Annotated in this window: 18 protein-coding genes and 1 rRNA gene; 17 read left to right on the top strand and 2 right to left on the bottom strand. The window is 51.6% G+C overall.

Annotated features, from left to right (window positions below):
• The first annotated feature begins 29 nt into the window (after positions 1-29).
• The 4 genes from L2W58_RS06150 (at position 30) to L2W58_RS06135 (ending at position 3,394) form a co-directional block, all read left to right on the top strand.
• On the top strand, positions 30-908 hold the full coding sequence (locus L2W58_RS06150; protein WP_236102462.1) for a lysophospholipid acyltransferase family protein: 879 nt from the start codon (positions 30-32) through the stop codon (positions 906-908).
• Positions 881-1,372, top strand: coding sequence for an endonuclease (locus tag L2W58_RS06145; RefSeq protein WP_236102460.1), 492 nt, complete (start codon positions 881-883; stop codon positions 1,370-1,372). The genes L2W58_RS06150 and L2W58_RS06145 overlap by 28 nt, the downstream gene beginning before the upstream one ends.
• The gene (locus L2W58_RS06140) at positions 1,372-1,860 is read left to right on the top strand and encodes a chemotaxis protein CheX (protein ID WP_236102458.1); all 489 of its coding nucleotides are present in this window, start codon (positions 1,372-1,374) and stop codon (positions 1,858-1,860) included. The genes L2W58_RS06145 and L2W58_RS06140 overlap by 1 nt, the downstream gene beginning before the upstream one ends.
• A gap of 112 nt (positions 1,861-1,972) precedes the next feature.
• On the top strand, positions 1,973-3,394 hold the full coding sequence (locus L2W58_RS06135) for a chloride channel protein (protein WP_236102456.1): 1,422 nt from the start codon (positions 1,973-1,975) through the stop codon (positions 3,392-3,394).
• Positions 3,395-3,440: 46 nt separating this feature from the next.
• Here the strand turns inward: L2W58_RS06135 and L2W58_RS06130 are convergent, their stop codons facing one another.
• Positions 3,441-4,646, bottom strand: a complete 1,206-nt coding sequence (locus tag L2W58_RS06130) for a dicarboxylate/amino acid:cation symporter (protein WP_236102454.1) — start codon at positions 4,644-4,646, stop codon at positions 3,441-3,443.
• 163 nt (positions 4,647-4,809) lie between these two features.
• On the opposite strand from L2W58_RS06130, the gene L2W58_RS06125 reads away from it, so the two are divergent.
• From L2W58_RS06125 to L2W58_RS06105, 5 genes are all read left to right on the top strand, one after another.
• Positions 4,810-6,891 (top strand): patatin-like phospholipase family protein, encoded by a 2,082-nt coding sequence (locus L2W58_RS06125; RefSeq protein ID WP_236102453.1) that lies wholly within the window; start codon positions 4,810-4,812, stop codon positions 6,889-6,891.
• Positions 6,892-6,968: 77 nt separating this feature from the next.
• Entirely contained in the window at positions 6,969-8,411 is a 1,443-nt protein-coding gene (proS, locus tag L2W58_RS06120) for a proline--tRNA ligase (protein WP_236102451.1), read from the top strand.
• Positions 8,412-8,465: 54 nt separating this feature from the next.
• Entirely contained in the window at positions 8,466-8,915 is a 450-nt protein-coding gene (locus L2W58_RS06115) for a hypothetical protein (RefSeq protein WP_236102449.1), read from the top strand.
• Positions 8,916-9,125: 210 nt separating this feature from the next.
• Positions 9,126-10,079: a TAXI family TRAP transporter solute-binding subunit gene (locus tag L2W58_RS06110; RefSeq protein ID WP_236102447.1), complete on the top strand. Its 954-nt coding sequence runs from the start codon at positions 9,126-9,128 to the stop codon at positions 10,077-10,079.
• Between the two features lie 71 nt (positions 10,080-10,150).
• Positions 10,151-12,007 (top strand): TRAP transporter permease, encoded by a 1,857-nt coding sequence (locus tag L2W58_RS06105; RefSeq protein WP_236102445.1) that lies wholly within the window; start codon positions 10,151-10,153, stop codon positions 12,005-12,007.
• 48 nt (positions 12,008-12,055) lie between these two features.
• On the opposite strand, the gene L2W58_RS06100 is transcribed toward L2W58_RS06105, so the two are convergent.
• Entirely contained in the window at positions 12,056-13,243 is a 1,188-nt protein-coding gene (locus tag L2W58_RS06100) for a type III PLP-dependent enzyme (protein ID WP_236102444.1), read from the bottom strand.
• 201 nt (positions 13,244-13,444) lie between these two features.
• On the opposite strand from L2W58_RS06100, the gene L2W58_RS06095 reads away from it, so the two are divergent.
• From L2W58_RS06095 to L2W58_RS06060, 8 genes are all read left to right on the top strand, one after another.
• The gene (locus L2W58_RS06095) at positions 13,445-15,142 is read left to right on the top strand and encodes a DEAD/DEAH box helicase (protein WP_236102559.1); all 1,698 of its coding nucleotides are present in this window, start codon (positions 13,445-13,447) and stop codon (positions 15,140-15,142) included.
• Entirely contained in the window at positions 15,139-16,074 is a 936-nt protein-coding gene (locus tag L2W58_RS06090; protein ID WP_236102442.1) for a Ppx/GppA phosphatase family protein, read from the top strand. Before L2W58_RS06095 ends, L2W58_RS06090 begins: the two co-directional genes overlap by 4 nt.
• A gap of 56 nt (positions 16,075-16,130) precedes the next feature.
• Positions 16,131-17,075, top strand: coding sequence for a tripartite tricarboxylate transporter substrate binding protein (locus L2W58_RS06085; protein WP_236102440.1), 945 nt, complete (start codon positions 16,131-16,133; stop codon positions 17,073-17,075).
• A gap of 16 nt (positions 17,076-17,091) precedes the next feature.
• Positions 17,092-17,538, top strand: coding sequence for a tripartite tricarboxylate transporter TctB family protein (locus tag L2W58_RS06080; RefSeq protein ID WP_236102438.1), 447 nt, complete (start codon positions 17,092-17,094; stop codon positions 17,536-17,538).
• 3 nt (positions 17,539-17,541) lie between these two features.
• Positions 17,542-19,017: a tripartite tricarboxylate transporter permease gene (locus tag L2W58_RS06075; RefSeq protein ID WP_236102436.1), complete on the top strand. Its 1,476-nt coding sequence runs from the start codon at positions 17,542-17,544 to the stop codon at positions 19,015-19,017.
• Positions 19,018-19,040: 23 nt separating this feature from the next.
• On the top strand, positions 19,041-20,687 hold the full coding sequence (locus L2W58_RS06070; RefSeq protein WP_236102434.1) for a Na/Pi cotransporter family protein: 1,647 nt from the start codon (positions 19,041-19,043) through the stop codon (positions 20,685-20,687).
• Entirely contained in the window at positions 20,644-21,435 is a 792-nt protein-coding gene (gene phoU / locus L2W58_RS06065; protein WP_236102432.1) for a phosphate signaling complex protein PhoU, read from the top strand. Before L2W58_RS06070 ends, phoU begins: the two co-directional genes overlap by 44 nt.
• A 145-nt stretch (positions 21,436-21,580) precedes the next feature.
• A 16S ribosomal RNA gene (locus tag L2W58_RS06060) occupies positions 21,581-21,773 on the top strand; the annotation flags it as partial.

The raw sequence follows: 21,773 nt of genomic DNA, 5'->3' as shown, positions 1-21,773 counted from the left end.
GATCTGACGAACGACGGGAGTGTTTTGCAATGGACAGGGACAGACAGTGGATGGCGATAGGATTTCTGAGTAGGATCTTTAAGTGGTTGCCCCATGGAATGGCACTTTGTCTAGGAGCCTCTCTGGGCTGGCTGTTGTGGCTTTTCAGTAAATCGAGGGTGGACAGGGCGGAAGCCCGTTGTGTCAGGGCTATAGGTGTTGGACCGACCGACGCTAGGCGCATAGTCCGGGAATCCTATATGAATCACGGTAGATGTGTAGCAGAGTTCGTGAGATTGCCGTCTCTGGGGCACGACTTAGAGAAGTTGATCACCGTAAGCGGTATGGAGAACCTCGAGAGAGCTTTCTCAAGGGGCAAGGGTGTTATCCTCCTTTCAGCTCATCTCGGGAACTGGGAGGTTGCCGCTGCCTTACTTGCTCGGAGAGGATTTCCTATGAACGCCATAGGAGCGGAGCAAAGGGATCCCAGGGTGACCGATTTGATAGTGTCCACCAGGGCCAAGTGTGGAATAAAGGGAATAGGCAAGGGATTCAGCCTGAAATCGGCTTTGTCTTGTCTTAAAAAAGGCGAGGTTCTCTGTATCTTGTTAGATCAGGACGCGAAAGACAAAGGGGTCGTCGTTCCTTTTCTGGGAGCTCCTGCTAGCACTCCCTACGGTCCGGTCAAGATCGCCTCTAAGCTTGGTGCCTCGGTGGTGCCCGTCTTCTCGATTCGAAAAGGTAAGTCCTCTTTGTTCGACCTGAGGATATTGCCTCACATAGAGATGCCTGAATCCGGAGCATCGGAAGAGTCTTTTTTGGAAGCCGTTACTAGGTGTAACGATTGTCTCAGTCAGGGAATATCGAAAAATCCGGAACAGTGGATGTGGTTGTATCCCCGTTGGGCAAGTACTTTGGGGGAGAGGTAAACTTGTTTCTCGCCATCGATCCGGGACGGTCCAAGTTCGGTTGGGCCTTGGTCGAGGAGAACGGACGATTTCTCTGTTCAGGCATCACAGGCCTTCCCTTGTTGGAGAGTTTTCTGTCGAAGCTGAAAAAAAAGCTCCCTCTTTCCCTTGACGAGATTCCGTTAGAGGGTAAACTTGAGACAAACTTGAGATGCGAGATAGACGGAGTTTTCATAGGAAACGGGACCGGAAGGGAGCTATTTATCGAAGAGGTAGAACGTTTTTTCCCTTGGTGTCATTTGATAGATGAAAGTAATTCGACCTTGGAAGCCAGGGAGATATATTGGACTTTTCACCCTCCCACGGGGTGGAGGCGTTTTTTGCCTTTGTCGCTTCAGACTCCACCTAGATCGGTCGACGATTTGGCAGCTTATTGTATCGCCATGAGAGGGATAAGAGAGTTTTACGATAAGGAGATCAGATAATGTCCAACCAGAAACTTACTACCCTGGTAAATACCTTCGGATCGTCGCTGATATCGGTGGCGGGAGAGGTTGGTGTGTCCGTAGAGCTTCTTAAATCCCAGATATCCAGAGGGGTCAAGGTCGAAAATGCCTGCTGTGCCTCTCTCATAGGGATAGTCGGGGACGGTATTCAGGGCACCATAGTGATAATGCTGGATGAAGGAGGATTCGCCTCCACCGTAACAGCCATGTCCGGAGGTATGATTCAACCTAACCTGGAGGACTCCATAGCCATGAGTGTCGTAGGAGAGCTTTCGAACATGGTAAGCGGAAGGGCTTTGACCCAGGCATCTCTACCAGGGGTGGATGTTACTCCGCCGCAGCTCATCACGGGAGCGAGCATAAAGACCGTGCCGTCTCAGTCGTCCGATATAATAAGTTTTACCCTTCCTTTCTCTGTAGTAGGAGGAGGATGGGCCTATCTGGTTTTATCTTTCAACAGCATATAGTCTGTTCGGTGTAGTAAGTCAGCGTAGCGTGAGTTAGGCTGCTCGTATCTCAGGATAGAGCAGCCTCTTTTTTCGTATGTTTAAACTTTATCATTGATTTGGAGTGGTTTGGGTGAAGAGTCGCGGATTTCGGGTTGTATGGGAAGAATCCATACTCGTCTATGCTCTGGCAAAGTGGTTTTTATTGGCTGTTCTTGCCGGTGCCGTGGTCGGATCGGTAACTACTTTTTTCGTCAATTCTCTCGAATGGGCTATATCGTGGACCGCCAAATTACCTCCGACCTTCTTGTGGTATTTGTTGCCTCTCGGTATCGTGGCCAGTACCATTATAATCAGATGTTTTGCACCCGACGCTCGAGGACACGGTACGGAAAAGGTAATAGAGGCCATTCACGAACGTTCCGGAAAGATATCCGTTAAGGTGATTCCCATAAAGCTCATAACTACGGTTATAACGGTGGCCGCAGGAGGATCGGCCGGTAAGGAGGGGCCTGCCGCTCAGATCGGTGCCGGTCTTACCTCGTCCTTGGCGAGTCTGTTGAGATTCAGCGATCTGGACAGAAAGAAACTCGTTATATGTGGTATCTCTGCTGGTTTTGCTGCCGTTTTCGGAACCCCCGTGGCAGGGGCCATCTTCGGTTTGGAGGTCCTTTATATAGGGCAGGTCTTTTACGATGTGCTGTTCCCATCGTTTATCAGCGGGGTCGTATCCCATCTCGTAGCGACCTCTTTGGGAATGTCCTACGGGTATTATCCTCTCTGCGATATTCCGGCCATGTCAGGAGGGCTTTTTTTGTGGATGGTCGTTGCAGGGGCTTTTTTTGGTTTTGTCTCTTTTCTTCACATCGAGATCATGTCCTTTTTCGAGAGGGCCTTTTCTAAGGTGAGAGGTGGTCTAGTCGTAAAGGCTATCTTAGGAGCCGTGTTGATACTTTTTTTGGCTCAAGCCGTAGGAGGGGAGTATTTCGGCCTCGGTACCGACGTGATAGACAGGGCTTTACACGGGGAAAAGCTGCCGGGACTGGCTTTTCTCTGGAAGTCCGTCTTCACCGCTATAACCTTGAGTTGCGGAGGCAGCGGAGGGGTCGTGACTCCTATCTTTTTCATAGGGGCTACCGCAGGTATCACCTTTGCCTCGCTTTTCGGGCTTAACGGAGCTCTTTTTGGCCCTATCGGTTTCGTCGCGGTTCTTGCTGGCTGCGCCAATGCCCCTATATCCGCGAGCATCATGGCGGTGGAGCTTTTCGGATCTTCCGTAGCCTCCTTTGCCGCCATAGCCTGTATCACGTCTTTTCTGCTTGTCGGGCATAGAAGCGTATATCCAAGTCAGATTTTGGCCAGGTCCAAATCTCCCTTGATACTGATAAGCGCCAAGCCGAGCAGGGTCGACTTGGCCAGGAGTCTTCCCAAGCCCGAGGATTCTCTATTCTCTCCTCTTATAAAAAGGGTTGCCATGTCCATGCAACGATCCTTCGGTATAAAGGCTCCTTGTCGTTTCAGAAAACCTTCCCGGAAAGACTTTCTCAGAAAGTAGATATAAAGAAGGGTCGAAGCTTTTTGAGCTTCGACCCTTCTTCAACTTAAAGGGATAATTCTCCCTCCGTCTTCGCTACTACCGTCGTTACACAGGCATCTCCCGTTACGTTTAGGGATGTACGAGCCATGTCTAGTACCGCGTCTATTCCCGCTACCATTGCGACTCCTTCCATCGGAAGTCCCGCCTGGGTGACCACTAGGGTCAACATTATAAGCCCCGCTCCGGGAACTCCCGCCGTTCCGATCGATGCTAGGGTGGCCGTAACTATTATCCCTACCTGAGCTCCCAAGGAGAGGTCTATCCCGAAGGCCTGGGCTATGAACAGGGCACATACGCCCTGATAAAGTGCCGTTCCGTCCATGTTGATGGTCGCTCCCAGAGGAAGTACGAAGGACGATATCTTTTCCGATACCCCCATGTTTTCCTGAGTGCAGGTCATGGTTACCGGAAGGGTGGCCGAGCTAGACCTTGTAACGAAGGCAGTTAAGCTGGCCTCTTTTATCCCGCTGAAAAACCACATCGGCGATTTTTTGGTAATTATACTTACCAATCCGGAGTATACAATTATTGCGTGGAGGAGACACCCCAGATAGACAGCTCCTATGACCTTTGCGAAAGGAGCCAACACGGAAATGCCGTATTTGGATACGGTCACGGCGATCAGTGCGAATACCCCGTATGGTGCCAATGACATGACCACCTCTGTGACCTTGTACATGGTTTCAGCTATGGAGTCCATGACGGATAGGATAGGTTTCCCCTTTTCTCCGGCTAAAATCGCCGCTATACCGAAGAATAGGGAAAAAACGATTATCTGAAGCATGTGTCCCTGAGCTAGAGCCTGGACGGGGTTGCTCGGGAACATCCCGATGATGACCTGGGCCAGTGTAGGGGCGGCCTTGCCGCTTGCCTCAGCCACGTTTTCGATGTTCATTCCCGCCCCGGGTTGAAAGAAGTGTCCCATGGACAGACCGATCACTATGGCGATCGCAGTCGTCCCCAGATAGAGTAGAATGGTCTTTATTCCTATTCTGCCCAGGGTTTTCGGATCTCCTATCGAGGAGACTCCCACTACCAAACTGGAGAAGACCAGAGGAACTATCAACATTTTCAACAATGTGATGAAGATCTTGCCTATCGGTTCGACGACGGCAACCTTGGGGCCTATCATCGCCCCTGCCACGATACCTAATACGAAGCCGATGGTTATCTTCCATATCAACGGTATTTTCTTCTTGGTCTGACTCATGAGACAATCCTCCTTAGAAAGATATTTGATATGGTGGAATCTTTCGCCACTCAATAACAGTATACCCCATGAGTTTCTCTATGGGCTATTGTATAGGCTGTATCTTTAGTATAATGAACCTCAGGTTTAAGTGGCTACTGTGACTGGCGCGGGGAGGTCTACGATGAAGAAAAAAGGGTTGGCTTTATTTTTAGCGATATGTTTCTGTCTTTCGATGTCCTCGTCCTCCATGGCTAAAACCGGAGCGATAGTGTTGGCTCTTTCCGGAGGGGGAACCAAGGGATTGGCCCATATCGGGGTTTTGAAAGCCCTCAAGGCGGAGGGCATTCCCGTAGCCGGAATAGTTGGCACAAGCATGGGGGCGATAATAGGGGGCCTTTCGGCGGCGGGGTACTCTCCTCAGGAGCTCGAGGATGTTCTGGAAAAGGTCGACATCGGAGGAATAATTCTAGGAAACGGAGATGGCAGGAGTTCCGAGCCCGGAAACAGGGAGATCTCTCCTCTCATGCCAAAATTGGAGCTGAACGCATTGGGACAGGTAGTGGGGCCCAAGGGACCTCTTTCAGGAGCAAGCGCGTTAAACCTCTTTCAGAAGCTTGCCTCCAGGGTTTCTGTGGTCCAGTTCGACGAGTTGCCCATACCCTTCGCAGCTGTAGCTACAGACCTGGAGACAGGCGAAAAGGTAGTATTGAGACATGGTTCCTTGGCCTCGGCTATGAGGGCCTCCATGTCGATCCCCGGATTGTTCGAGCCCTGGCCTGTTGAGGGCAGGTTGCTCGTTGACGGTGGTTTGGTGTCCAATATGCCTGTTTCCACCGCCAAGGATATGTTCCCCGATTATCCCGTCGTAGCGGTGAACGTCTGTAGCGAGCTCAGAATGTCGGACGAGATGAAGACGATGGTCGACGTGATCGATCAGACGATAACCATACTGACCAGCCAGAACGTGGATCGGGAGGAGTCGAAGGCGGATGTCATCATAAAACCCAAGGTGGGCAATCTAGCTACTTTGGGCAATGTGGAAATAGGAGATATGGTACGACTAGGAGTCATAGCCGCGGAAGAAAAAATGGTGGAAATCCGAAGGCTTGCGGCTCGGGCTCCATCGGCACCGGAGTATAGGCCGACCATTTTGCGGCTGGTTCGACGCATTTCCGTCGAAGGGGTTCCGGAGGATTTTGCCGATAACATAAAGGATAAATTCTCCAACTGGATCGATCGCCCGGTTCATCCGGAGGATATCGTATCCGCCGCCGAGTGGATTCGTTCCAGAGAGGACGTAAAAACCGTGGACTACCAGCTTATCGAGAAGGCAGACGGGGTGGACGTATTGCTTAAAATCCAGCGACAACCGGCCTATCGGTTTGCCCTCGATGGCTATGCCACCAACCTTTCAGGAGGAAGCTGGATAGGAATAAGAAGCAGGATGATGGATCTCGCCTACGATGGGGACTACCTAAATGTGGACGCTCTCTTAGGGGAAGACTGGGCGGCTAAAGTGGATTATCATTTTGTCGTGGATAAAGGCTCTTATGAGATGGGGCTAAAGGCCGGCAAGGTCTCGATGAAGCCGTATGGAAAATGGGACATGCTTACCTTCTCCCTTGGTAGGACCTTCGATACGGATGGATCCAGTCTCACCATAGGTGCCTTAGGCAGCCGAGTGGAGGGATTGGGACAGACCGTTGAAGCCTGGGGGCCTATCGTGAAATGGTATTCATCGGGCATAAAGGGGCAGGATGAGCCCGAGGACGAGTCCTATCTTTCGTTTGGTGCCTGGTATCCAAGCGAAGGGGAGGAGATGCTGTTTCGCGTCGAGGGAGGTGTGGATAAACCGCTATCCTCTCGTTGGAGAGGATATCTCAAAGCCGGCTTGATGGAGGGAAACAGCGACGGACGTTATGTCGGCCAAGGCGCTTATCTCGGCGCTCGTGAAGAGCTTTACAGCCTGGCTGACCGACCTGTATTAGGTGAGAGGTTCGCCTGGTGGCGACTGGGGTTCCGACGACGATTGGGTGAGAGCGGAGACTCCCCGTGGGAGGGCGAGTTTTTTGGAGGTCAGGGATACGTATGGGATAACGGAGGAGATCTGTTTGACGAACCATGGGAGGTCGGCATCGCTTTAACCGTTCCTTCCAGACTTCTGAAAGCCCGATTTTTAGCCATTTACGATGACGATAACGATTGGACTTTCGGATTCTCCATCGGTGACCCCATGTGGACTCTTCGGTACCCCTTCCCCTGATGGAAAGGACCGGATATGCTAGAATTAGTCGATCCTTTTAAGCGGGATACTTTTTTCAGCGGTTGGAGGCATGAGATATGGCTAGAAATATAACGTCACGGCAGCAGGATTATTCTCAGTGGTATCTGGACGTGATCAAGGTCGCCGAGTTGGCCGATTACGCTCCTGTAAGAGGGTGTATGGTCATAAGGCCCACCGGATATTCCGTCTGGGAGGAAATACAGCAGGTTTTCGACAGGGCTTTCAAGGAAACCGGTCACGTCAACGCATACTTTCCGGTTCTCATTCCCAACTCCTTTCTGGAGAAGGAGGCGAAACACGTAGAGGGATTTTCCCCCGAATGTGCCGTGGTGACCCACGCCGGAGGAGAGGAACTGGAGGAACCTCTGGTTGTTCGTCCCACCTCCGAGACAGTTATAGGCCATATGTACAGTAAATGGATTCAGTCTTGGAGGGACCTTCCTCTCCTGATAAACCAGTGGGCCAACGTTATGAGATGGGAGAAGCGCCCCAGGTTGTTTCTAAGGACCTCCGAGTTTCTCTGGCAGGAGGGGCATACGGCCCATGCCACCAAGGAAGAGGCGATCGGGGAGACCGAGAGGATGTTGGAAGTCTATCGTCGTATCATGACGGATTATCTGGCTCTTCCTGTCGTCCCCGGGGTGAAGTCCGAGGGCGAGCGTTTCCCCGGAGCGGAGGAGACCTACACCACCGAGACCATGATGAGCGACATGAAGGCCCTTCAGGCCGGGACCAGCCATTTCCTCGGCCAGAACTTCTCGAAGGCCTTCAATATACAATTTCAGAACAAGGAAGAGGCCATGGAGTACGCATGGACGACCAGCTGGGGCGTCTCTACCAGGCTTATCGGTGCGGTGATAATGACCCATTCCGACGACGACGGCTTGATACTTCCTCCCCGCATCGCTCCTACCAAGGTGGCGTTGCTGCCCATAAGCAAGGACGAAACCATGGCTACCGGTCCTCTCCTTTCGAAGGCCAGAGAGCTCGCCGGCAAAATTGAGTCGATAATAGGGGCCAGGACGATCGCGGTCGATGACCAGTTTCACATGAGGCCGGGAGACAGGTTTTTCTATCATCTTCAAAAAGGAGTCCCTCTGAGACTGGAGCTGGGCGAGAAGGAATTCGAGAAAGGAACGGTCAGAGCCGTCAGAAGAGACACGGGAGAGAAGATAGACCTGCCTTGGGACGGAATAGAGACCAAGGTGCACGAGCTTTTGGAGAACATACAGGAGGATCTCTTGAATAAGGCCAGATCCTTTCGGGAGACGAATACCCACGAGGTCTCCGATTTCGATGGTTTAAAGAACGCCCTGGAGGAAAAAGGCGGGTTCATAAAAGCTTACTTCGCTGGAACCGAGGAGGACGAGAAGGCAATAAAGGAGGCCACCGGGGCAACCGTCCGCTGCTTCCCCCTGGAAGATAAAGACGCTAGGGGAAAGTGTTTCTTCACCGGAAAAGACGGCGCTCGAATGGCCATATTCGCCAAGTCCTACTGATAAAGGGCCGCCTTGAGGGCGGCTCTTCGCTTAAATGGGGAGGGATTCTCCGTGGTGGAAAAACTGTTGTCTTTCAAGGAGGTAGCTGCCAGAGCGGGTTTAGGCGAGTCCAGGGCCAGAACCCTGAGGGAGCGATACTTGAAAGCCGTCCCTTCTGTAGGGGAGGGACGGAGTCGTCGTTATGCCGAGGCTGCCGCATCGGTGCTGTCCAGGGCGAACGAGCTTGAAAAACAGGGGAAGAAAGATCGGGAAATTTTGGAGGAACTTCTCAGGGGCAGGGATTGTGGTAATTCCCATGAATTGGATGAGGTCCTAAATAGGCTTGATTCAGAGGTTATTGCCCTTCGGAGACAGTTGAAACTGTTGAGACAGGAATCATCCTCGCTTAAAAGGAAAGTAGACTATCTGGAGAAGAAATTATGTCGCGTAGAGAAGTCTAGTTGGGGTTTTCGTGAATTTTTAGAACATATTGTTTTATTTGTAGAGGATATTCTGGATTTTTAAACCCTTGGAATGGGACTCCGTCTTAGAAGGAGTCCCATTCCTTTTTTTTTGCGTCTTTTTGGAGGGGCTCTAAAGTTGCCATCGTACGTTATCGGTAACTTATCGACTGATCCACTTTATATAAGGCTTTTAGGACTTCAAGTAGACAAAAGCGTTCTTCTGAAGTATGATCCTTTTCGTTATAAAAATAATTCCTTGGAGGGTTTTAAGATGTCTCGTAAAGCTGTTCTATCGATTTTAGCGTCTCTATCAGCTGTTTTTGTCATAGCTGGATCCGCTTTTGCGGTCCAGTTCGTCAATATCACCACGGCCAGCACGAAGGGAACCTACTATCCTGTTGGTGTAGCGATGGCGAAGATATGGAACGACAATATATCGGATTTCAAAGCGGGAGTTCAGACCTCCGGTGGCACGGTCCACAATATTCAGCTTATGGAGAGCAAAGAGGCTGACGTGGCCTTTATGGACGGGGTCTCATATCCCGCTTTTATGGGGACCGGTAGCTACGAGGGAACCCCCAAGAAGTTCATCCGCGCCATGGTTCCACTCTTTCCTGAGGTAGTTCAGCTGATAGTAGCTAAAGACAGCGGCATAAACTCTCTTGAAGATTTCAGAGGGAAGAAGATATCTATAGGAGCTGTCGCCAGCGGCACGGAGGTTATGGCCAGACAGCTTTTGTCCGTCGCCGGTATCGATCCCGACAAGGATATCTCCCCAGAAAGACTTAGCATAGCCGATACAGCCAAGGCCTTTGCGGATAAACGGATCGACGGTGCGGTTTTCGTGGGATCCTTGGGTGTCCCAGGGGTGGTGGAGATGACGACCTTGGGGTTGGTCAGGTTCATAGACGTGCCAGAGGAACATCTTAAAAAAGTTTTGGCAGACCTCCCGGCATGGACTGCCTTCCAGATTCCCTCTGATACCTATCCCAATCAGAACGAGCCTGTTCAAGGGTACGCCAGCTGGAACATGTTGACAGTGAGGGACGATGTACCCGATGATCTCGTCTACGAGATGACCAAACTTCTCTACGATAATAAGGACGATCTGGTTATGGTGGCGGAGAAGATGAAGCTCATGGACCCCAAAAACCTGGATCAGGTTGTCCTTCCCCTTCATCCTGGGGCAAAGAGATATTACGACGAGATAGAAGCCTCGAAATAGGCGGTAAGAGCCATATAAAAGGGAGCTTTCGGGCTCTCTTTTTTATTCTATCTTTATAGGGGGATATTTAGTTGAAGTCCTTGTTGGATAAGTATGGCCCTTTTAGGGGACGCTTTCTTTTCTTGCTGTTGGTATCCATGTCAACCTATCATCTTTACTCTGCCGGATTTGGACTTCTGCCCACTGAGATACACCACGCTATTCATCTGACCTTTGCCCTGGTGGCGGTTTATATAGCTTTTCCCTTTAGCGGTCGTCCAAGCTGGATAGACTGGCCTATGGCCTTTGTGGCTGGATCGGTATCAGGCTATATCGCCCTCTTTCACGATGTTATCGCTCAAAGAGGAGCTATGGTTCAGTCCTATGAGATAATATTAGGATTGGTCATGATAGTAGTCGTGCTTGAGGCTGGCAGGAGGGTTGCAGGTAGGGTGTTACCCTGTCTGGGAATATTATTTCTAGTCTATGCTCTTTGGGGTAGGTATGCTCCCGGGATTTTTATGCATAGAGGATTCTCCTTAAGTAGAGTTATTCAGCAGATGTATCTCACCACCGAGGGCATATACGGAGTAGCCATCGGGGTGTCGGCTACCTATGTATTCGTATTCATATTGTTCGGTTCTTTTCTCGCTGCAGGAGGAGGTATAAGGCTTTTCAACGATCTTTCTATGGCCTTGGCCGGATCCGCTCCAGGGGGACCTGCTAAGGTGGCTGTGCTGGCGTCGGCCCTTTTGGGCACTATAAGCGGATCCTCTGTGGGCAACGTCGCCACGACAGGGGCCATGACTATCCCTATGATGAAGAGGGTCGGCTATGAGGGGCGCTTTGCCGGGGCGGTGGAGGCCTGTGCGTCAACCGGTGGACAGCTCATGCCTCCTATAATGGGGGCCGGAGCCTTTGTGATGACCCAGTTTCTCGGTATCCCTTATTTGGAGATCGCCAAAGCGGCGATCTTCCCCGCACTCCTTTACTATGGAGCCGTTCTATCGAACGTACACTTGAGGGCCAAGAAGAAAGACCTTGCCGGGGTCAGTAGCGAGGAGATTCCAAAGTTAAAAGACGTGTTCTTGCGAGACGGTCACTTATTGATACCTATAGTGGTCATAATAGCGATGTTGTTGAAAAACTATACCCCTTTGGCAGCTGCCTTTTGGGGAACTGTGACGGTGGTTCTCTCCGCATCTCTCAGGTCTCACACCAGGATGTCTCTGGGGCATATTCTCGACGCCATGGCCGATGGGGCTTACAATGCTCTTTCGGTGGCTATTGCCTGTGGAGTTGTGGGCATAGTCGTCGGTGTGGCTACCTTGACGGCTCTAGGTATGACAGTATCGGTTAACATAATGGAACTGGCTGGTGGCAGTTTGTTCCTCACTCTGATGGTGGCGATGGCGGCCTGTCTGGTCATGGGAATGGGGCTCCCGACCACGGCCAACTACATAGTTACCAGCACGGTGATAGCTCCGGCGTTGATGAAACTGGGGGTGCTCCCATTAGCTGCCCATATGTTCGTCTTCTATTTTGGGATAATGGCGGATATAACTCCCCCAGTGTGTCTTGCATCCTTTACTGCTGCTGGGATTGCTAAATCCGACCCGCTCAAGACGGGATTAACCGCCACCTCAATTGGAATCGTGGCCTATATACTTCCCTTTGCTTTCGTTTACGATCCTGTGTTTCTGTTGAGAGGAGAGGCAGTGGATTTTTTGCTGGCATTCGTAACGGCTTTTTTAGGGGTGCTGAGCATGGCCTCGGCGATCCAGGGGTGGGCCATAGGCCATATAGGAACTTGTACGAGGGCAATTTTCTTTGTGTCTGGCCTTGTGGCTTTTTACCCCAGTGTTGCCGTAAGGTCTTTGGGGGCAGCGATAATTCTAGCGGTATGGAGTATCAGAGGTATTAGATCGTTAAAAATAGAGACCTGCTAGCGTCCTAGACGTAAAAAAGGAGACCTTAGACTAAGGTCTCCTCTTTTCTTAATCTTTGTCGTATATGTAGACCTTGGGAGGTTTGAAGCCGTTGAAGCTCTCCAGAGAGCAGGAATTGACGTAAGCTCCGGTGGAGAAAAAGTAGAGCCTGTCCCCTTCTTCCAGATTCTTCGGCAGCATATATTTATCCCTCTCGTAAAGGACGTCAAGGCTGTCGCAGGTCGGTCCGGCGATGATGTATTCCTCCACAGGGCCCTGCTTTTCCGAGTATATGGGGTATTTGATCGATTCGTCTATGGTCTCGTAGAGACCTCCGAATTTACCGGCGTCTATGTAAAGCCAGCTGTAAGGGTTATAGCTTTCCTTCTTCGACTTCAGCACCACCTGGGTGGTCAAGATTCCGCAATCTCCGACCAAAGAACGGCCCGGTTCGATGATTATATCCGGTATGCCCTCGGGAAAGTCCTCGGTGAGAAAACGGGTTACCTCCTTTGCATATATCTCCAGAGGGACCGTCGGCTGTATGTACTTGGCGGGGAAACCGCCCCCCAGGTTGATAAGCTTCAGCTGGATCCCCAGTTCCTTTGCCGAGTCGAATAGATACCGGCAACTGGCGATGGCGTTTCCCCACTGCCCGATGTCTCGTTGCTGGGATCCTACGTGGAACGACAGTCCCCAGGGTATGACGTCGAGCTCTTTTGATAGTCGAATCAGTTTGAATATAGTATCGGGATGAGCGCCGAACTTTCGAGACAATGACCAGTCCGCTCCGCTGCATTCCATGAAAAGTCTGAAGAAGACTCGCGAGCCGGGGGCGTTCTTGGCTATTCGTCTAAGGTCGTCCTCCGAATCCGTGGCGAAAAGACGAACTCCCTTTTCGTAGGCGTAGGCTATATGCTCGGATTTTTTGATCGTGTGTCCGTAACTGAGCCTATCCGGTGATGCATCTAGGGCCAGCATGGTGTCGAGTTCGTTCATAGAGGCGAAGTCGAAATTGCACCCCTTGCGGATCAACATTCTCAGTATAGCCTCGTGGGGATTGGCCTTAACCGCATAGTGTATCTTGGCGTAGGGCATGGTCCTGGTGAGATCGTCGAAGTTCCGTTCCACGTTCTTGAGGTCCAGCAGGAGGCAGGGCGTCTCCTTGTCCTTTAGAAAGTCCTTTATTCCCTCGAACCTTTCCTTTGTGACGAATCTCTCCATGTCGAAACTGTAACTGGCTGGTACGCCTAACATCGGATCACCCTCTTTTTTGCGAATTCGCGGCTGTTCACCGTGGCCGAGGTATTGTACCTTATTTCTCCTCGATACGATAGCATCCTTCAAACTACATTATAATGTAAATCAGATGTCCTAGAACATACGATATATCGCTGGGAGGATCATACCTTGGATAACGAGATAAACGACGTTACGGTAGGAAGAGACGAATCCATAATGGGAGATTCCCTCTATTCTTGGCAGAGAAAGGCTATAGATCGCATAGGAGGCGATAGTGCCGTTCTCTCCGCCCCTACGGGATCCGGTAAGACGTGGGTTGCCTACATATGGGCAGGCCTCTACGACCTGGAGGGCGGAAAGCTTGACATTCCGTCGGGGGAGAGGGTGATTTTTACCGCTCCCATAAAGGCGTTGAGCAACGAAAGATACATGGACCTGATCTCCATGGGGTTCGATGTCGGTATAGAGACCGGTGATTTCAAGAAAAATCCCCAGGCCTCGGTTATATGCTGTACTCAGGAGATCTACGCTCTTAAATACGCTGGACGGTCGGGGATCAAGCTCGTAATAGACGAGTTCCACTATATCTTCGGCGAAAACGACAGAAGCAGGGCCTACATAGACGGGATAAGAAAAACCTCTCCCGATGTGCCTATGTTGGTGATGTCGGCTACTTTCGGAGGGGCCTCCAAGGTTCAGGCCTATCTCGAGAGAATCACAGACCGTCCCTTCGTCTTGTTCGAGTCGTCCGAAAGGGTAACGGATCTGGTCTTTTGTGACGAACCGGTTACACCCAGGGAGATCAGGGATGCATTGATCTTCGTGTTCTCACAGAAAGGAGCTCAGCAGGTCGCCGATATGATCGCCGACGAGAGGCTTCGGTTCGACGACAGCAGGAAGCGCAGACTTGAGGATCTTGCCTGGATTTTGGAGGTCTCCGGTATCAGACGGTGTATGTTCAAGGGAGTAGGGATCTACCATGGGAGCCTGCTCCCGAAGGAAAAGCTTCTGGTCGAGAGGGCCTACAGGGAAAGGATCATCGATGTGGTCGTCGGTACAGATGCTCTCGCCCTTGGAGTCAACCTACCGGCCGAGCGGGCGGTGTTCGCCCAGCTGGTGAAGTTTCACGATCGTTGTCCCATCTCCAAGAACGCTTTCCTTCAGATGTCGGGAAGAGCGGGCAGAAAAGGGCTGTTCGAAAAGGGCTATGTAACGTGGATCGATAAATCTCCGGCGGAGGCTTTCGGGGTTAGAACCGAGGAGGTATTCCGCTCTCTCGTCTCCGCTCCCTCCGAGGAGGCCCGGGTCGAGCTTCGTCCTGATTTCGGAGCTATCCTGAAAGGCCGAAGTTCGGTCGAGAACGAGGCGGATATAGTGGCGTCCGGTTCTTTGCCCGAGCTCAGCTACAGGAGGGTGTTGGCCGATATACGACAGGCCATGGAAATAATAGACGGAAGCCTCGATAAAATCGTTCCGGACGAGAAGACCAGGTTCAGAGCCATTCTGGCCGACGTATGGTATGGCGAGATGGAAGTGGAGCAGAATTTGGACATGGCGGAACTCTTCTTTTGGGGAATAGGCAAAGATGACTACGTTCATCCCGATGGATTGACCGCGGCGGAGCTGCTTCTTAAACACGAAAGGAACGAACTGCAATCGTTGCTTAAGGTGAAGAGGTTTAACAACTCTCTGCCGGAAGATTACAAGCTCTCCCGAATGGACGAGGTCGACGAGGCCGTAATGGAGATAGACCCTACGGTCTTCGGATTCGAGGAAAAGATTTACGAGATGGATACGACCAAGGTGGAACTTCCGGCCCTTAAACACAGGGTTACCGATAGATCGAAAGAGGGGAAAAAACGCAGCGGGAGACGACGCAGGAGGGACTTCGGAAAAAGAGGGCGAAGACGGTGAGCTCTGTTTGCAGAAAGGCGTTGATCGAGATAGGCACCAACTCGGTCAAATTCCTGATCGCCGAGAAAGATGGGCATCTCGGCAAGCCGACCTACATAGAGGATAGCAACAAGATAACCAGAATAGGAGAGGGGCTGGCTGGATCAGGTCGACTGGGGAAGACCCCGATGGACAGGACCCTAGACTGTGTTCGACGATTTATCGCCAAGGCAGATGCTCTCGGGATTCGAGATGTTTCGGCAGTGGCGACTATGGCTCTTAGGAGAGCGTCGAACTCCAAGATATTCGTGGATCGTCTGAAGGCGGAAACAGGGTTGTCCTTGAGGGTCTTATCCGGTGAGGAGGAAGCCATATACTCCTTTTACGGTATAGCTCCTCTTCTGCCAGGAGGAAGCGACGGATGGTATTTCGATACAGGAGGAGGAAGCACCGAGTTCGTTTGCTTCGAGAATGGAAGAGTTATCCGTGCCTTTAGCCTAGAGGTCGGGGCTGTCTCCGTTACGGAAAAATTCATGCTTTCTCAGGATAGCTGTGGAGAGTGCGTCGAAACGGCTCTCCAATGGATAGAGGGATCCCTAGAGGAGGGTGGTCTTCCCTCCGAAAAAGGGGGGAGCTTTTTGGTCGGATCCGGAGGGAACGTGATCACCATGGCTGCCGTTAGTCTAGCTCCTGAGAGATTGTCATCTTCGAAAACAGTCAGGCTCTCTTTATCCGAGCTAGATAGGCAGATAGATCTCTACGGTTCCATCTCTCTCCAGGAACGACGACTCATCCCGGGTATGGATTCCGACAGAGCTCCGATAATACTGGCAGGAGCATGTATAGTGCGATCTATCTTCTGTATTCTGGAGGTCAAGGAAATGTTGGTCTCTTCCTTAGGGTTACGTCATGGCTTTCTGAACACGCTTTTCGACGGAGATCTTTTCGTGTAATATGAGGGTTGTAACATGGTCGTTACTTTTCATATCTCAGATGGGAGTGGTGTAACGTGAAACGCGGTATAGCTTTAGGGGTTTTAGTGGGGATTCTGTGTCTGGTAGGGACGGCTTGGGCAGCCTATCCGGAGAAACCGGTGACTGTTATAGTCCCTTCCAACGCCGGAGGGGGAACGGACACTATGGCCAGGCTGGTTGCCAAATTTGCTGAAAAATACCTTGGACAGCCTATGGTCATAGTCAATAAACCCGGTGCCGGAGGCCAGATAGGATTCGAGTCCATCGCAAGGGCCAAGAAGGATGGTTACACAATAGGTTGTATATACACGCCTCACGTGGCTGCTCACGTATCGGCCGGTAGGGCTAAATATACTCTCGATAGCTTTGCTCCCATAGCCAACGTGGTTACCGATCCCGGAGTCTTGGTGGTCAAGGCCGACAGTCCCTTCAATACGGTGGAGGAGTTAATAGCTTTCGCCAAGGAGAATCCGGGAAAACTCAACGGTTCCACCTCGGGCCCTGGAGGCGACGATGACTTTGCCCTTCGACAGTTGGAGAAGGCCGCCGGAATATCCATAAACGCCGTCCCCTCTAAGGGCTCTTCCGGTCAGAAGGCTGCGGTTATGGGCGGACATGTCGATCTGGCTTTCATGAACGCCTCTCAGGTCGAAGCCCAGGTCGATTCCGGAGAGCTTCGATTGCTTGGGATAATGACGGTGAAAAGACGCTCTTATCTTCCCGAATTACCGACGTTTAAAGAGATGGGCTACGAGGTGTACTCCGATTCCTCCAGGGGGTTCGCCGCTCCGGCGGGCGTTCCCGAGGATGTCATGGCTAAACTCATGGAGGTTTTCGACAAGGTGCTCAACGACCCTGAGTTCATCTCTGCATCTCAAGGTCAGCTTTTGCTGGACATATTGAACGCAGACGAATATACGATATATCTCAAGAGCCTCCAGAACACCACCGACGAAGCTTTCAAGGTGGCTCCCTGGTAGGGCCTTGGGTTAGGACATGAATAGAAAATTCTTAAATATTCTCTGTGCCGCCGCCGGGTTAGTCCTGGCGGCAGCCATGTTTTTTTCTGCCGGTACTTTCCCGGACAGGGCGGAGGCAGCCACGAGATATGTCGTTTTTCTCTCCGGCCTACTGGCCTGTCTTTCCCTGGCGCTGATGGCTCAGTTTGCGTTTAAGGACAGCGATGGAGAGACGATACGGTGGGTGGTGAACAGAAGGACCTTTCTCTTTACTGTCGTGGCATCCGTACTGTTCGTCCTCCTGCTGAATTTAGTCGGCTTTTTCCCGGCCAGTGGATTTTATATGTTCGTTCTAGGGTGGATCTTGGGATTTAGAGATAAGACGTGGCTTTTGATCGGCACGTTGGGATTACTTGGATTCGTCTACATCGTTTTCGTCCGATTCCTGGCTGTGCCTGTTCCATCTGGATTCTGGGGGGCTTGATCCATGATCGATATGCTTTTGTCAGCGGCTTCCTCTTTAGCTCGTCCCGAGGTGCTTCTCTCTGTATTGGGAGGAACAGCCGGTGGAATGGTTATAGGTGCCATACCTGGCCTGACCGCGACCATGGCGGTGGCTCTCCTGATCCCGGTCACGTTCGGCATGGACCCGGTGGTGGGGCTTGCCATGATGGGTGGCGTATACAGCGGAGGGATGTACGGAGGGGCCATATCGTCGATCCTTTTATCCACCCCTGGCACTCCCGCTGCGGCAGCGACGGCTTTCGACGGTTATCCCATGACCAGACAGGGTAAGGGAGGAGTCGCTATCGCGGTCGCAACGATAGGAAGCTTCTGGGGTGGAATCATCTCTACCTTCGCTCTGTTGTCGCTTGCTCCTGTTTTGGCCAATTTTGCTCTGAGGTTCGGTCCTCCCGAATACTTTCTTCTATCCCTTTTGGGCTTGGCCAGCATAGTTACACTGACCTCGGGGAATCTACTCAAAGGGCTGATATCTGGTGTCATAGGCTTGATAATAGCCTCCATCGGAATGGACCCGATAGATGGATTTATACGTTTCACCGGAGGCATCGTAGACCTCTTCGAGGGAGTTTCCTTTATGCCCGCTCTGATAGGGTTGTTTTCCGTTAGCCAGGTGCTGGAGTTGACCGCGGAGAGCCATATAGTCCAGGAGCTCGGTGCCGATCCGGAGTCCTTGAAGAGATCCTCCATCCCTAAGGGGTTGGCTAGTACCATCGCCAGAGGAGGCTTTATCGGCACGGTGGTCGGAATTCTCCCTGGAGCTGGAGCCACTATAGCGTCCTTCATCTCCTATAACTTCGCCAAGCAGGTATCTAAAAATCCCGGTTCCTTCGGGAAGGGAAATCCCGAAGGGGTGGCCGCTGCGGAAAGCGCCAACAACGGTTGTGTTGGAGGTTCTCTCGTTCCCTTGCTTACCTTGGGGATTCCCGGAAACTCCGTTGCAGCTGCCTTGATGGGGGGGCTGATGATACAGGGGCTTATCCCTGGCCCGGAGCTCTTCACCCGCTTTGGCACTGTGACCTACGCGTTTATACTGTCTCTTTTCCTTGCCAATATCTGTTTTCTCGTCTTGGGGCTTTATTTTGCGCCCTTCTTCGCAAGGGTAGCGACGGTGCCGAACTCCATCCTCATTCCGTCTATCACGATACTGTCTGTTATCGGAAGTTACGCTATAAATAACAGTATATTCGACGTGTGGTTGATGTTGGGGTTTGGAATCGGAGGGTATTTTCTTCACAGAGCAGGGTTTTCCCTGGGAGCAGTGGTGTTAGGCCTGATCCTGGGGCCGATCGCCGAGCTGGGATTCGGGCAATCTCTGATAATATCCCACGGTTCACCGATGATTTTTTTCGAAAGGCCTATCTGTCTGGTTCTATGGGGCTTGATCTTGCTTTTGCTTCTTCCCGCTTTTAAGAAGAAAAAGAAGGATGTTCCTGTGTAAATATTCAAGGAGGTGTTTTCTCGGTGGCTTCCCCTTTTTTCTCATGGGCTCAGATAGCAGGAGGGCTCGCTCTCTTCCTGATGGGTGTCACCGCGACCTCCGATGGCTTTCGTCGCTTTATGGGGCGTTCCGCCAGGCAGAGAATGGCAGAGGTCACGGATAAAAAACCGATGGCTTTCGTCTTTGGTCTTATCCTCTCAGCCGTCACCCAGAGCAGCTCCGTAGCAACGTCTTTCGCGGTTGGCTTGGTCGACGTGGGAATGCTTTCCCTGTCAGGTTCGTTGGTCGTTATGATCGGAGCAAGCGTAGGAGGAACGTTCGTAACGTTGCTTCTTGGTCTGCCCGTCGTGCAGTTAGCGCCGGGAGTTTTGGCTATATCCCATTTTTCCGTCGATCTCCTTAAGGGGAAGGGACGGAACGGGGCTCTGGTAATCAGAGGGATTTCCTTGGTGTTGACGGGTATGTTCGTCATAAAAACCGGGGTCTCTCCTCTCATGGAGGATCCCGGCTTTGCCGAAATATTGTTGGCTTTGAGCGCCCGACCGTTGATAATGGGGTTCGTGGCCGTAACGGCGGCGGCGGTGCTGCAAAGCAGCGCCGCCGTTATGGCATTGGCAATAGCCTTGGTGGGGGCCGGTTCGTTGCCTCTTGAGGCTGTATATCCCATCGTTTTGGGATCTCACGTCGGATCGTCGGCTATGGTCTTGATGGCCAGCCTGTCAGGTAAAAGGAACGCTCGTTTGCTGGGGATAGGGTCGGCCTTGTACAAGGTAATAGGCATCGCTTTGGTTCTTCCCTTTTCGCCTCTCGTGCCCGGGTTTCTTTCAAAGCTGTCCTTCCTCTCCCCGGAGCTCCGTTGCGTAGTGCTTCAATTTGCCGTGGTCTGGTACAACGCTTTGGTCGTTCTTCCCTTTACTCCCATCTTAGACAGGCTTTTGCGGGCTTGTTTCGTATCCGACAGTCAGCCAATAGAGGAACCGGCCTACCTGGACAACAAACTGGTGGAGTTTCCCGCATTGGCCTTGCCTCTTTTGGACAAAGAGTTGACCAGGTTGGCGGGTTTTTTGGAAGTGGAGACCAAGTTGCTTCTCTTCCCCGGAGGAACCCTGGAGGATATAGGGAAGCTGAGGGAGGGGACCGACGAGCTCTGGGACGTCGTTGCCGATTATTTCGAGTCCATGGAGATATCTCCTAAGGACGGTAAAAACGAAGCCTATGCGAGAGTGGCCTACGCACTGGGGGCCATCAAGGGAATTAAAGAGTCCATAAACGACTGGCTTTATCCTTTGATCGTCACGGAGGGCAAAAAAAAGCGATTTCCCTCCGTGTCGGCCGATATGGGCTATGAATACGAAAGCGTTCTTTTCGAGTTGCTAAGGTCTGCTATGGGATCTTTCGCCTTGGGGGATCTCGGGTTGGCTAAAGACGTCGATCGTTGGTACGAGAGATTGAAGGAAATAGACGAGCTTATACGTAGGGACATATTTCGTAGAGGGGACTACGGAAGAAAGGGGGGACTGGAGCTTCTTGCACGAGGAACCCAGCTTGCTAAAGCCTGTATGGAGATGACCAGAGGAGAGAAGATGGCTTTTGAGATGGGGCGCGTAAGCGATGGGAGGGGTCCCAATGTTGAAATGGTTCGCGAGTATGATGAACAAAAGTCTCAGTGATGGGGGCAGGCGAGATGTCTCCTACGGAGACGACAGAGAGAGGATACTTTCATTGGTCCGTTTGATGGGAGATGAGGTCTGCATCGCTCTATCGGATTCAGTGATATCCCTTAAAGAGGGTAACGTCGAGCTTGCTCGAAAAGTAATAGATAGAGACGACCTGATCGACGGAATGGAGACCGACGTAAACAGGGAATGCCTCGCATCGATCGCAATAAGAAAACCAGTGAGGGAGGATCTCCGTTTTGTGTTTGCGGTCTTGAAGATAGCCACAGACCTTGAACGCATAGGAGATCAGGCGGTCAACGTAGCGGAGAGGGCTCTCACCGTATCTAAGTATCCGATGTTGAAGCCTCTTGTCGATATTTCCAAGATGACCGAGATATCCATAAATATGGTAAAAAAGGCCCTGAGGTCCTTCTTCGATAGAGATACGGATTTGGCCGTTCACGTGTTCAGGGAAGATAAACAGCTGGACAGAATCGCCGTGGACCTCTCGGAAGAACTGATAGAGATGATGGCGGAAATGGAAAAGGGAGATAAAGACGGAATAACCGTAGCAACCGAACTTCTGCTCACAGCGAGACATCTTGAGAGGGTGGGAGACCACGCCAGCAACGTGTCGGAAAGGGTTTTTTTCATGGTAAGAGGCGAGAGGCTGAAAGAAGTCGTCTTAGGAAAGGTGCCGGAAACGGCCAGGGAGGAATTGCTCACTAAAAACCTGATGGATTTAACCGATAAAAAATAACATTTGGTAGTTGACGACCTAGGTCTCTTGATGTATTATTCCTTCTGCGCCGCTGAGCCGGCCGCCTAGTAAGGCAGCCGTAACGTAGTGAGCGCGAACCTTGACAGCCGAAAATGGGGAAACAGAAAAGCGAAGCCAAGTGAATTTTATGGAGAGTTTGATCCTGGCTCAGGACGAACGCTGGCGGCGTGCTTAACACATGCAAGTGGGACGAAGGTATATATTTGAAGGCTTCGGTCGGACGATATATATACTGAGTCGCGGACGGGTGAGTAATGCGTGAGGACCTGTCCATCAGAGGGGGATAGCCCCGGGAAACCGGGATTAAAACCCCATAA

Origin of the sequence: Dethiosulfovibrio faecalis (genome assembly GCF_021568795.1) — a bacterium.
In the GTDB taxonomy this organism is placed as follows: domain Bacteria; phylum Synergistota; class Synergistia; order Synergistales; family Dethiosulfovibrionaceae; genus Dethiosulfovibrio; species Dethiosulfovibrio faecalis.
This window is presented reverse-complemented; position numbering and strand designations above follow the sequence as displayed.